Raw genomic sequence first — 13,670 nt, 5'->3', positions numbered from 1 at the left:
CCAACGCGCCAGCTGGCCCCATCGCTAAAAATGTCTACTAGACATTTTCTTAACGCTCGGTCCTACTCAAAATAATTCATTGTTTTATAATCACCATCTTTTAAGTAACGCTCTTTTTTCATAAGCTGGATATCACTTTCCATCATGTCTTTTACTAGATCTGACAATTCATATTGACATTTCCAACCTAATTTGGTATTCGCCTTTGTGGCGTCTCCAATTAACAGGTCTACTTCTGTAGGTCTGAAATATTTGGGGTCTACCGCCAATACTTCTTTACCAATTGGCAACTGATACTCTGGATCTATACAGGTTTTGACATAGGCTTTTTCATCGCTTCCTTTGCCTTTAAATTCAAGTTCAATACCTACTTCTGCAAAACTCATGCGCACAAAATCTCTAACTCTGGTTGTTTTACCAGTGGCTATGACCCAGTCTTCGGCTTCATCGACCTGGAGAATCATCCACATCATGCGCACATAATCTTTAGCATGGCCCCAATCGCGCTGGGCGTCTAAATTGCCTAAATAAAATTTATCCTGCATGCCTAAGGCTATTCTGGCAGTAGCCCTGGTTATCTTACGGGTTACAAAAGTTTCTCCTCTGATTGGCGATTCATGATTAAATAAAATACCGTTACAGGCAAACATATTATAGGCTTCTCTGTAATTGACCGTGATCCAGTAGGCATACATTTTGGCGACACCATAAGGGGAGCGTGGGTAAAACGGCGTGGTTTCACTTTGAGGTACTTCCTGTACTTTCCCAAACAGTTCAGAAGTTGAAGCCTGATAGATCTTCGTCTTTTTTTCTAAGCCTAACAGGCGTACGGCATCTAAAATACGCAAGGTTCCCAGTCCATCGGCATTACCGGTATACTCAGGGATCTCAAAAGAGACCTGTACATGACTCATGGCGGCCAGATTGTAAATTTCATCGGGCTGTATTTCCTGGATCAACCGTATTAAATTGGTACTGTCGGTCATATCACCATAATGCAATATGAAATTTCTGTTTTCAATATGCGGATCCTGATACAAATGATCTATTCTATCGGTATTAAAAGAGGAAGATCTCCTTTTCAACCCATGTACTTTATAGCCTTTTTTTAATAAAAACTCACTTAAATAAGCCCCGTCCTGTCCGGTGATCCCTGTTATAAAGGCGGTTTTTGTAGTCATGTTTCTTTATTTTTAATAGCGCCTCATTAAAACTGTGAACGTCTAATAAAGCGCTTGATATTATTGATATATTTTAATTTTTTTTACGGCAAAGCCCTTATTGTAAGATACTGGATCTGTCAATCAATAACTTTCTGATAAAAAATTTATTGTTTATTTCTTGATAACGACACCATTTTCCTGAAGTGTCTTTAGAAACATGGTTTGTGTTATAATAGTGAAGAGCTTGCTTGTTTTTAAAAGCCATGCAGTGCTTATTACGATGCGCCTGCGCTTCTGGACTGGTTGCATTTGGAATGGAATACTCTAAATACAGGCTATAACTAAGCTTTAAATGAGAGGCTGATAGTTTAATTGTTTGATTCACGGATAACACGGATGTTTTAAAGAACACAGATTAGTTTATGGTAAAAATAATGATATTTTAAGTATTAATATGTCGTTTCCAGGTGAGATTGGTTTCCCCAAAATTTATCAGATAGCCTATCTCCAGATTGGTAGCTTTTAAAAGTTTAAGAGCTTGCTGTTTGATGTTTTGGTTTAGACACACCAATGTTTTAATTTCTAAAATGATCTTATCAAAACACACAAAATCAGCTACCAAATAATTATCTAGAGGCGTCCCCTCATAATAAACCGGTAGTTTTTTGGACTGTTCAAAAGGGATCTCAGAGTTTGTCAATTCCTTTGCCAAGGCTTCGCGATACGCGCTTTCTGAAAACCCGTTCCCCAGTTTTTTATGTACTTGTATGCAAGCAACTAAAATCTTATAGGTTTCGGCTTCAAGGACTAATTTTGACATAATTGATCTTATAGTTGGGTGGTGTGTGCCTATATTTTTTTAAAATCTGGACACTAGGTAGTTTAAATAATTTATTTAAAAACAGGTGGCTGATCATTAAAATTTTTAGGGGCATCAAAGCGATAAAAAATACCAAAAGAAGGTACCAGATGATTGGTTTTATAATCATTATTATCACCAATTTTCAGGGCGAATTTGGCCATATAATTAATGTTGAGTCCCCAGCTGCGATTGAACCAGAAATAGGTACCAAAGCCCAGGTTCATAGTGATATCCTGTGTTTCAGGGACGTCCACCAGATTCTCTGAGGCATTTTTTGCCTGATAACTGCCTATAGATCGGTATCCGGGTCCGGCCGTTACATAAGGTGTAAACACATGTTTATATAAAATTTTCCGAAAGAACAGTTTAGCGGCCAGATCGACTGCCATATAATTAGGTTCCTCACCAGTTTGAATGGTAAGCCCTTGAACGTCTTTTCCTGACTGGAATTTGTTTAATAAGAAGGTGGCACTAACACTGAATTTGTTACTAGTCAGATACTCCACACTCAGCATAACAGGGCTGCCAAAATGATTGTATTTACTTTCAGTGAGATTAGAAAAGTCTTGTGCACCACTGTCTTCAATGACATTGATGCCGGCACCTATAACCCAGTTCCCTGAATAATTTTTTTTCTTTTCCTTTTTGGTTTCTGTTACTGTTTTTGTTTTAACGTATTTGGCAGCTATGGAATCTTTGTAATTAGAATCCATGAGTTCATCATATTCAGGGGCCTTGGCCGGTTTTACAAGCGTATCATTTTGCGCCTGAACCCCGGTAAAACAGGTAGCGACAAACATGGTGAAAGCTATTAATTTAATAGTAGACTTCATAATATATTTTATAGGTTTATTCAACAATTAAATTTAAACATTTTAGAGATGAGGCTTTTAAATTTTCCTTTTTTAAAAATAGATAGGGGTGGTTATTATTGTTTGATATAAAGTTTAAACGCTTATAGCCATTATCTGAGAGCGGTATCAAAGCGATAAAAAACACCCAAAGAGGATGCCAGATGATTGGTTTTTGAAGCATCATTTGCGCCTACTTTCATGGCAAATTTTGCCATATAACTGAAGTTGATCCCCCAGCTTCTATCTATCCAGTAATAAGCACCAATGCCCGCATTCAGGGTGATATCCTGTGTTTTTGGGACGTCAACGAGGGTTCCTGATTGATTTTTTGCCTGATAACCCTCTAAATAACGGTATCCGGTGCCGGCCATCACATAGGGTGTGAACACATGTCTATGCAAAACTTCCCGTAAAAATAATTTAGCGGAAAAATCCATGGCAAAATAATTAGGTTCACTGGCGTCCTGAATGATATTACCTTGAATTGTTTTTCCTGACTGGTATTTGTTGAACAGGAGGGTGGCCCCTAAACTAAAATGGCTATTATACAGATATTCCGTATTTATATAAAAAGGATTCCCCCAATTTTTATGTTTAAATGTGAAAAAATTACCCAATTGTTGATTGCCACTGTCTTCTACCATATTGATACCGGCTCCTATCATCCATTTACCTGAATAATGCAATTCTATGGGTGTTTCAACAGATTCGGTTGTTATGGCATGCTTATCACTTATTTCTGTTGCAAGCTCCTGGACCACTATGGAACTCATGTCATTAGAATCCATCTGATCCTCATGATCAGATTGGTTGAATGGGTTTACAGGCATCTCATGTTGAGCTTGTAACATAGAAAAACAGAAGACGACAAGCGTCATAAAAGTGCATAATTTAATTTTAGTCATAAAACATTCATTTTAAAGGATTATTTATTGGCTGGCAAAAAAGATCTATCCAAAAAGAGTATACCGCTTCTATTTGAAAAACAGATAGGTTTGACTAGCTCAAAGCATGTGATGAGCCATCTTAAACGGTTTAAGGAAACATGACGTAACTCACCATTGCCAGAGAAACACCGGCAACAAAAGCAATGATTAGAATTCGTAACATTTTTTTGATCAGTTCCATAATTTAAATAGTTTTAATGGTTAAGCAATTAATTTTGAGAGATGCACATTTAGGGAAAAATGCTTTTGAATGGTAATTAAGATGAGTTTATAATTACAGGCTAGGGAGGAATTGATTGTTATAGGATATATATAATTGCTATTAGGTTATATATACCAGAAAACTATTAATTTATTTTTATTATTTCACGGCTTCGCCGCTAAAAGTCCCAGTTAGAGAGATTTACAAAGGGTTCTTACTATTTTTAACGGGTCAAAAATAAACTGACCTTTCTTACAAAAACATGATATAAGTCATGCCTGATTTTAAATTTATTTTATTTTAATATAGTACAAACTTACAGATAATGATCTGCATTTTTAACAGTCCTGGGGTCTTGGGTCATTATTTATTAATTTCAATATTTTTAGCTGTATTTTTAAGTAATACCTCAATATTTTGATGGTTTTTTTCTTATTTGATAAATGATTATTTAACCGCTTACAAGCCCTTATTTTTATAATAAAATGGTTCTAACTTCTATTTTCTTTCGTGATGGTGACCTTCATCCCTAACTCTTTTAATACGATCTGTACCCTATTCTTTGACACTTCATAAATCACCCCTTCTTGTCCTTTAAAAACATTGTTTTGTATGACATAGGTGTCTCCGGTTTTTAAATCAATAACATTGGCTTCACTAATGTCCTGCTGAAGCCAGGCTTGCATGGTTTCAATTTCTGCGTTTTGTACAATAGCAGGTTTGCCTAACCAGAACAAATAGTGCTGCGGACCTGACACTTCAAAAACCTTATTCCTGTCTTGTTCTGAACATTTAATGAATATCACTCTTGGAATTAACGGGGCTTCTATTTTTTTCTTCCGGTCTGACCATTGACGCATGGTCGTCACCATTGGGCAGTATACGGTCATGTCAAGATTTAGTAACTGCGATAAAACTTTTTTCTCTCTATTTGGTTTTGTGTATAATACATACCAATTTTCAGTCTCTGACATGGTTTATCTTTTCAATGCAACAAAAACATTAGCCAAAATTGCAATATTTTCAATAAGGATCTTTACGGTAACCCGTATTTGCTCCAAATTACGATGACCATAAAAAAAGACCCCTTTTACAAGAATGATAGCACACTAATTAAATGTTTACATCATACCAATTACAATCTCATATCGTTTTTTGAAGAGAAAATTGTAACACTTTCCCACGGCTTCGCCGTTACCAGTCCCAGATATTTAAGATTTTTAAGCTTAAATAGAGGGAATAGAGCTGTAATCGTAGCTATTTTAATTCCTCGGGAAAATTACTACAAATCAAAATTTATTAGGGTGTTTTGACGGTAATTATTGCACGAATTATGAACAATTTAGTTAACAAATATTAAAGAAATATTGCTTAATTGACAGCTTAAATTCTCAATCTGGTTTGCTTTGATTTGCGTGTCCATGTAATGATGATATTTCAATTTAGAAAAATGCTGCTTTATTGTTGCATGCATCTCAAGCGGCGAGCCTAGAAGAAAGTCTATTTTGAAGCATTTCATTACTGATGTTTTCGAGGTTTCCGGAATTTACTAATTGTAAAAAAAAAGACTTTTTTTTAGGTCCGTATCGCCAGTTGGTGCTATTCCCGCAACAAACCTAAATAGAATCTGGTATATTTTTCCTGCGTATGAGAACAATGGCAAACACGATCACCCAGAACATGAATGCGCCAATGTTGATACGCTCCCAAATACCTATGTGAGGTGTTGGCAGATTTGTCCGGATATCTGGCGCTTCCACGCCGATCAAAACCCCAAATACAATAAAGATCACAAAAGTAGCAATCGTAAAAAGACGGAATGCCTTTTCTAATGCTGCGGCTCCATATCCCATAATCACCATCATAAGGATAAGTGTCATCATGGCCCAAACGATATGCAAGATATCAGTGAGTGTGCCTTCGCCCGCTGCGAGAACGTCTCGCTGGTGCATCGGTGGCCAGTAGAAATTCATGATACAGTAAAAAATGATGACACTTCCAACTATACGCAGCGCACGATTACCTTCCCTTGATTGGAACACACCCCATCCAAAGGCAGCTAACAGCAGAGGATACAAAAAAGATAGCAATACCCATAAGATCCGTGTCGGAGCCCCTATGGCGGACAATTCACTAACCGTTAGGGAAGCCATACTGTATCCATCATATAGCATGGGAACGAAAATATTTATCGCAACATACCATAAAGACGACAGGATGCCACAGAGCAACAAGGTGTTTCTCATCATCGCTGTGTCATGTCGGGACGCAATTAACGGAATGACCATCACCCATCCAAGTAAAACCGGAAGTCCCCACATGGCGTGAAGCCAGTGCAGTTCATTCAAAATAATAATTTCGACCACAAACCAGATATACAGCCCTCCTAAGGCAAGTACTGATAAGAACCAGTCTGAGCTGCTTTTCCGAAGCACCGCCAGAAAAGCAAACAGGTTGAGAATTCCCAATCCAACGAGGAGGATTCCGGGAATGAGAAAATCACTAAAGACGCCATGCATGATGTCAACGGGCATGTCCATATAGCTGCCGTTGGGTGCCCCAATAAGGAGGGTTCCGCCAAGCAAACAACCAGCCGCCTCGTAACCAAGAACAATAAGTAATATGACCCGTTGCCATCCAGATCGAGTAACTATCTTTTGTGCATGTTGTTTTTCCATGCTGCAATATATTCTTGTTTAACAGTCCATAAAATAAAGGAACTATCTAAAGAAATGAAATGATATTGGTCAACAATTCATTTGATAAAAATGTCCTGCTTTAAATGTTTCAAGTGAGCACCGTGGTCTAGCAATACCCATAACAGTTAGTATATGGTTAAGAATGCCGAAACGAAACTTATAAACCATATCCATTGTAGTTGGTTATTTTAGACCTTTACTATTTGAACTTTGGCTTCTTGTATGGCGCCTCCTCGGCCCATATCTGTTAGCAGATCATTAGTCAGGGCATTAGCGGAAGAGCCCCCTTTATAAAATGAAGACCAAAATCCCTGTGGCATACAAACGATCCCTTGTTGAACCCTATCACTGATTCTTGCATTGAGGTATACATTGCCACGCTGGTTAAATACTTTGAGTTCATCGCCATCTTTAATGTTCCTTGCGGAGGCATCAAGTGCATTGATCTCTAAATAGGGCTTGCCTTCTTTCTCAATAAGGGTGGGGACATTTGCATGACTGCTGTTTAAGAAATGTTTGGGGGTTTTGATAGTTAATAAATGCAAGGGGTATTGTTCCTTTTCTCTTTTATTATAGACTACTGGTATATAATCTGGAATAGGGGGTTCTACATTCGCATTATAAAAGTGACACTTCCCGGATGCTGTTTTGAAATGCCCTTCTGCATGCGGCATCCATTGATTGGGGAGATGTAGCTTTTGTCCCCCATTTTGTCGTAGGGACTCAAAAGTGATGCCTTTCAAATAGCCATGATCGCTTTCCAATGTTTTCTTCACCATGTCGATATCTGATTCCTGGAAATAGGGCTCATTAAAGCCCATCTCTCGGGCAAGAAGCCTGAAGAGTTCTGAATTGGGTTTGGATTCTCCTAAAGGGGCAATGGCCGGTTCATTGATGTTGAGATAAGTAGTTCCCCAGGAATCCAGTATATCCCAGTTTTCAAGAACAGTGGTTGCCGGGAAAATATAATCTGCATACCGTGCGGTGTCAGTCATGAAATGCTCTGATACGATGGTCAACAGATCAGTTCTTTCCAATCCTTTAAGGACCAGGTTTTGATTTGGTGTGGTATTCGCCGGGTTTGAGTTAAACACAAATAGCGCATCTATGCCAGGATTGAGCTCCTTATTATTGAGAGCTTTCCCTAATTCTATCATATTGATGGATCGTGTTTTTGGATTTGCCAAGGATTGGGGAAGTGCCACACTGTTCCAGTTGAGCGCTTCTCCAAAAGGTTCGTAGGTAAAGTGCATCAAGCCGCCTCCAAAATGCCGCCAGGCACCAGTTAGTGCCGGTAACATGGCCACAGCTCTAAAAGCGCTGGCACCATTCACCTGATGTTCCATACCGATGAGTATCCGAATCAGTGAGGGTTTACTTTGAGCATAGGCTTGGGCCAAGGCTATTATTGTTTCCTGTTCCAAACCAGTGATCTGAGAAACATAATCAGGATCATATTTCTGTACGTGTTCTTTAAGCTCTTCAATACCAACGGTATACTTATCAATATAATCCTGATCATGCAGGTTCTCTGCTAATATCACATGCATTAACCCAAGGGCAAGGGCCGTATCCGTGCCTGGTCTTGGCTGAATATGCCAGTCGGATGCTTCCGCAGTCAGAGAACGAAAAGGATCCACCGTCACAATAGTAGCGCCGCTGCTTTGGGCCTTTTTTATAAAAGGCCAGAGATGTTGGTTTGAAAGAATTGGATTAGTGCCCCAAAGAATAATATATCGGCTGTGAACAATATCTTCTGGCAACACCCCGGTAGTTTGTCCGTTGACGGCCAGTAAACCAGCTACTGCTGCACTTCCACAGATGGTTCTCTCTAACTGGCTGGCACCAATTTGAGCGAAGAAGCGATTAGAAATGGCATCACCCTGAATCATGCCTTGATTACCTCCAAAACTATAAGGTAATATAGCCTCACCACCTTTTGTATTTATGATTGCTTTCAGTTTTGTCGAGACTTCACTGATGGCTTGTTCCCAGCTTATTTTTACAAATTCACCCTTCCCTTTATCACCAGTTCTTTTTAAGGGTGTTAATATGCGATCAGGGTTAAAGGTTACATCATTGGGAAAGTTGAGCATTTTGTCACATAATTTTCCCGCAGTATATGGATTATTTTGACTGGCCTCAAATGCCGTCACCTTGTTATCAACCGTGGTAACTTTCCAGCTGCACCTATCAGGACAATCATGATAGCAAGCCCCGTGCACCGTTTTGGTATTTGAAACACTCAGGCAACTTACAGAAATGAGAGGTAAAGAAGTAAGTCCGACCCCTACAGCAGTTTTAACACCTAGTTCAATAAATTCTCTGCGATCGATACCTTTTTTCTTTTGTGAATTCATATTTAGAAGTAAATGGATAATGTCTATTCGATGTTACGTGTTTTAAGTACCTAATTTAGAATTATTTTTACAAATTTTTGTAAATCATGAGTGTTTTCAATTTTTTAAAAATATAATGAACCTGTTTTTGTTAGTTAAACAAGCAGGTTTGATTCCTCACTATAAGATCCAAATTTAATTTCGGCTTTGGCCATATAGGCGTAGAAATTAAACTCTTTTAAGGTTCTTCCAGAGTAATATACTAATTGATCGAACCCCATCCAAAGCATAAACCATCCGGCAGCTTCAAACAGGATAAGCAGCACCTGACTATAAAATGATTCAGACTTCAGGTATGAGATATAACTGGCCCCGAGCATCAATAATATACCGGCTGTTATTAGCAAAGACCCCTTGCGATTGGCTTTTCTTTTTTCTTCAATAAGCTGTTCATTGTTGATCTTGAAGTAATCATGTAAGCGTTCAGAAATGATTTGTTCGTTTTGCTCATTTCTTGCAGATTCTGGCAGCAAAAGTTTAAGGCTCATTTTTTTTCGAAATTGGTCCTTAGCAACTTTTCTAACCTGTAAAATGAAATCGTCTGATACAGTACGTTTGGTATAGGTTCTTGGGTCAAAGTCAGAAAACATTTCATCATAAGAGTCCAGCCATATTTTTATCTCTATGTGTTCGATGTTCGATTTTTCCGAACTTGAAGTTCTTGTTAGACTGGTCATTTCTACTTCATAATAAAATTACAATGTAAGAACAAAATCACTGTTCCTTTAGGCCTGTTACACAAAGGGATCATAGCTATATAAAGATAATATTTTTTGGTTTAGCTTATTTGTAAACAAGGGATAAAAGTTCTTGTGTTGCTTTCGTTATTTTTGAATTTCTTTTTCAGTTAAAGCAATGGTCAATTCCACATTTTTCAAAATTTGGATCAGTTGGTCTTTTAGTAAATTATTATTAAAAGATGCCAGGGTAAATCCATTCTTTATGGCCTTATTTTTCAAAGCAACAGCAACATCTTCTTCGGATAATTCTATGTCTGTATTGGGATTAGACCACACTTTAATGCCGTCTTCATAATTTATAATGTCAGAATAAGGACTGTATAAATAAAGCGTATAATCATCATACATGTGCTGTCTCACTATGAATAATTCGTCATAAGAAGCATTAATTTCAAGAAGGGAGTTTCTAATTTCTGCATTCTTGATTATGGACACATTCCCCGAATTGACCAATTCTTTAAATGCTACATTTCTGGGGTTATGAGCTTCCCAATAAAGGACATTGGTCCAATGGAAATAATAATCAGATAGCTTTTTTATTTTTACGCCATTGTAATAGCTGAGCATTATTTCTGCTGAGGCAGCCTTACTTGTTCTTCTCTCAATGATGTTATTTAAACCAACTTTGTCATTTTTTAAGTCTTGAAGAATATTTTCTAGAATAATGAGTTCCTGTTGCTTATTTTTTTGTGTTTCGTTCCAATTATTAATTTGGAGCGCTATCAAAATTCCGATAACTACAAGTATAATTTCTCCGATGGCATAGATGAGATACTTGCTGAATTTGTTTTCAGTCAGTAACCCTTGGCGTATTTTTCTAAAGATTGTGATCATTGGTTAGTGCTTGGTCATAATGATTCATCAGGTTTATATAACAGAATAGTGCCCTTTTGTATTTGAGGATTTCCCTGAGGAAAACAGAAGCTATCAAAACAACACTAAACGGTGATCAAGCACTAAACTAATAATTATTTTTATATCATCAGGGGGTGTTTGTATTTTTGGATTGAAAAAAATCTTTTCTAAAGACAGATCCTATACAAAAGATAGAAATGAATGAAAATTAGTAGCGAGCGTGAGGCAGCATCTTACAATTTTTAGCTAAAGTACCGCGTATTTGACTTGGTGAAAGTTAAGGAAATAGGGGGCAAGAGGATAAAGCAATTACGCTCCTAGGGATATATAATTATTTCTAGGGTATGTTTTTAGAATGTAATGTTTTACAAGGGGTAAATGGAGTATTTGATCTCTTTGGTTGCCATGTCAAAATAAGCTAGAGCGCCATCAGTGTCCCTTCTTGGGAGATTATTTACCAAATGATATCTTCTTGTAAAGGTCATTGCTAAGTCCTTTAAGTCCCCTTTTGTGGCTGCTTTGTTATCTGGATGTGTAAAAACAGATTTTATGCCACTTGCCGCAAGGGCACCAATAGTCGCATTACCTACACCAGCAATGCTCACAGATTCTATTTTTGTTTTTGATGGTGGTGTTATTAAATCAGGCACCAAAGCACCACTATCGGGATGTAAAGTTTTTGCTAATTGTGTGCTACCAGTTTTTCTCGCATGATAGGCCTTCGCGCGGCAGGTGTTGCTACAATATATTTGAACACGTCTTCGTTTTGGTTCAAATTCGTTAAAACAATATTTACAGGTGTAATATTTCATTTTAATAATTTAGCATAAAACAAACGTTTGTTTTACGCTAAATTAACGATTTAATCAGCATTATCCAAGCAAATAGCATAAAAAAAGCGTCATTATAGTTTTATATTAAAAACGGTGGTCAATAAAAAACGATCAATGTCTTCATCACTCATAAGGCTTTTTTTCTTTTTAAGGGTTGTGGTTGTCTGTGCGTTGCGTGGTGCATTATTAAAAAGGGGAGGCTTCATTAATTCTATAGCTGATTTTGATAAAGACTCTTTTAATGCTTTTATAATATTTTTATTAGTATTTGAGGGACTATGTTTTTGAATTTTAAAATGATTATACACCTCTTGATAATGATTTTCAAAATATACTGCTTGAAGTTTAAAGAGGGTTAGGGTTTTTTCGTCTATCGATTTAAATACTTGCTCAATATTTCGATGCATCCACGTGGTAACAAATGCGTGGGCCTCTAACTGCCGCATATAGTCATTTAATAAAACTTTAAAGTAATCATCGTCACTATTTGTTCTGGATTCAAAAAGAATAAATTGGTTTTTTTTAAGTATTTCCTCTTTTCCAAGCATGTCGAGGGTCGTGATAACCTTAATATTTGTAGACAGGTCTCGGTTAAGATTGAAATAGGCTATGGTATTACAAATTTCCATGGGGACGGAACCCTTAAAAATGGAATTTTCTAAATGTGCATGGGCCACTTCCGGAATGTAAAAAATATACTTTCTGGTTAAATTATCGCGTATTATTTCAAAAGTGTCAGTCTTCATTTTCATAGAGATAGGAATAATCATCCGGCAAATAAGCATCAATGTCTCTCAGGTATTTTTCTAGGGCTTCCATGGTGCTGTGTCCTGTGATCTCCATTAGTTCACTTTTAGCGGCATATGGTGAAGACTTCTCTAACAAAGCTCTATATAATATGGTTGTGTAGGTATGTTTAAAGCTATAAAGGCCATAGTCAGGTCCTAAATTAAAAGGCTCCTTTACTACTTGTTTAAATCGTTTTGTAAAATAGTTTCGTTTATTTTCTTCCTGGGTATCCCATGTTCCTCCAATTTTTCCAGGTGTAAATAACCAGGAGTCAGGATGGGATGCTGTGAGATCTGGTAATGACTCCAAGAGGATTCTTGGGATGATCTTTGTCTTTGAAGACTTGTTTTTAGCCTTAAACTCAAAGGTATTATTGGTAAAATCCAGATCCTTAACTTTGAGCCTGCAAGCTTCTATTGGTCTTACAAACACATAGGAGATAAACTTGATATATAATAATAGTACAGGATCTTGCATTTTGAGATATTCAAATATTTTTTCCTGGGTGTCTTTTGTATAGCATTTATTTCTTTGAGGAATCGTTCTCAGGGCCCGAATTTTGCCCATAGGATTGGATAAAATAATTTCATTGTCCACTAATGTTTGCATGAGACTGCTGAGATTTAAACGGATATTGTTTCTATTTCTAGAGCTTGTTTTCAATAATTTATCATTTAAAAAATCCATAGCCACTTTTTTATTTAATTGCTGTATGGATTGAATCTCTGGTCTATTGTTTTTGACCCATTTAACAAGCGCGTTCGAAGAATATAGGTAATCTTTTAAGGTGCGTTCATTAACGGTTTTGTCTTTTAACTGTAAACTATAATCAAACGCTTCTCTAAGTGATGGTCCAGAGTTGTCTGGTGCCTCAAAAACAGGCCTGTTTTCTGTTTGTGGATCCGTTTGTTTTGATTCTGTTGCTTTAGCTTTTAGATTGTTTTCAGGTAATGTGGACTGATACAAGGCGGTATTATTGTGGTATGGGTTGTAACCATCCTTTAGGAGTTTTAGCAAGCGTCTGCGGTATCCTGTTAATAAGGACAGCCTGTCCTCTTTAGTCTTGTAGGTATTCACGGCGCCATAAATATTTTTCATGCGCTTTAGCTTGCCGGTTTCTGGGTGTCTAAAGGAATAATAAACATACCATCGTTTGGACAAATTGCCATTGGCGGTGTAAATTTTTGGATCTGAAAACTCTTTTTTGTGTGCCAAATCGTGTTCTAAATCGTGTTCACTTTCGTGTTCAAGCAAAATTAATTCATTAAAGGTAGCCATAAAAAAAACGGTTTAGAGTGAACTAAACCGTTTGTTTTTGAATCAATTA

At 37.2% G+C, this 13,670-nt stretch carries 13 protein-coding genes; all 13 read right to left on the bottom strand.

The window, feature by feature from the left end:
- Positions 1–62 precede the first annotated feature (62 nt).
- Positions 63–1,181, bottom strand: coding sequence for a GDP-mannose 4,6-dehydratase (gmd, locus tag V8G56_RS12330; RefSeq protein ID WP_395438756.1), 1,119 nt, complete (start codon positions 1,179–1,181; stop codon positions 63–65).
- Between the two features lie 97 nt (positions 1,182–1,278).
- A complete protein-coding gene (locus V8G56_RS12325) occupies positions 1,279–1,548 on the bottom strand; it encodes a hypothetical protein (protein WP_395438755.1) in 270 nt (89 codons plus the stop codon).
- A gap of 57 nt (positions 1,549–1,605) precedes the next feature.
- Complete coding sequence (locus V8G56_RS12320) at positions 1,606–1,983, bottom strand: GxxExxY protein (protein WP_395438754.1); 378 nt, start codon at positions 1,981–1,983, stop codon at positions 1,606–1,608.
- A gap of 71 nt (positions 1,984–2,054) precedes the next feature.
- Positions 2,055–2,858, bottom strand: a complete 804-nt coding sequence (locus tag V8G56_RS12315) for a porin family protein (protein ID WP_395438753.1) — start codon at positions 2,856–2,858, stop codon at positions 2,055–2,057.
- 131 nt (positions 2,859–2,989) lie between these two features.
- The gene (locus V8G56_RS12310) at positions 2,990–3,784 is read right to left on the bottom strand and encodes a hypothetical protein (RefSeq protein ID WP_395438752.1); all 795 of its coding nucleotides are present in this window, start codon (positions 3,782–3,784) and stop codon (positions 2,990–2,992) included.
- 735 nt (positions 3,785–4,519) lie between these two features.
- On the bottom strand, positions 4,520–5,002 hold the full coding sequence (locus V8G56_RS12305) for a UpxY family transcription antiterminator (RefSeq protein WP_395438751.1): 483 nt from the start codon (positions 5,000–5,002) through the stop codon (positions 4,520–4,522).
- A gap of 642 nt (positions 5,003–5,644) precedes the next feature.
- On the bottom strand, positions 5,645–6,706 hold the full coding sequence (locus tag V8G56_RS12300) for a DUF998 domain-containing protein (RefSeq protein ID WP_395438750.1): 1,062 nt from the start codon (positions 6,704–6,706) through the stop codon (positions 5,645–5,647).
- Between the two features lie 209 nt (positions 6,707–6,915).
- On the bottom strand, positions 6,916–9,087 hold the full coding sequence (locus V8G56_RS12295) for a molybdopterin-containing oxidoreductase family protein (RefSeq protein WP_395438749.1): 2,172 nt from the start codon (positions 9,085–9,087) through the stop codon (positions 6,916–6,918).
- Between the two features lie 134 nt (positions 9,088–9,221).
- Positions 9,222–9,803, bottom strand: a complete 582-nt coding sequence (locus tag V8G56_RS12290; protein WP_395438748.1) for a hypothetical protein — start codon at positions 9,801–9,803, stop codon at positions 9,222–9,224.
- 147 nt (positions 9,804–9,950) lie between these two features.
- Positions 9,951–10,700 carry a DUF6090 family protein gene (locus V8G56_RS12285; protein ID WP_395438747.1) on the bottom strand — a complete coding sequence of 250 codons (750 nt, stop codon included), beginning with the start codon at positions 10,698–10,700 and terminating at the stop codon, positions 9,951–9,953.
- A 386-nt stretch (positions 10,701–11,086) separates the two neighbouring features.
- A complete protein-coding gene (locus tag V8G56_RS12280; RefSeq protein WP_395438746.1) occupies positions 11,087–11,533 on the bottom strand; it encodes an RING finger protein in 447 nt (148 codons plus the stop codon).
- A gap of 92 nt (positions 11,534–11,625) precedes the next feature.
- A complete protein-coding gene (locus V8G56_RS12275; protein WP_395438745.1) occupies positions 11,626–12,306 on the bottom strand; it encodes a hypothetical protein in 681 nt (226 codons plus the stop codon).
- Positions 12,290–13,621, bottom strand: coding sequence for a tyrosine-type recombinase/integrase (locus V8G56_RS12270; protein ID WP_395438744.1), 1,332 nt, complete (start codon positions 13,619–13,621; stop codon positions 12,290–12,292). Before V8G56_RS12270 ends, V8G56_RS12275 begins: the two co-directional genes overlap by 17 nt.
- Positions 13,622–13,670: the final 49 nt, after the last annotated feature.

The sequence above is a fragment of the Gaetbulibacter aquiaggeris genome, from assembly GCF_044003965.1.
Lineage (GTDB): Bacteria > Bacteroidota > Bacteroidia > Flavobacteriales > Flavobacteriaceae > Yeosuana > Yeosuana aquiaggeris.
This window is presented reverse-complemented; position numbering and strand designations above follow the sequence as displayed.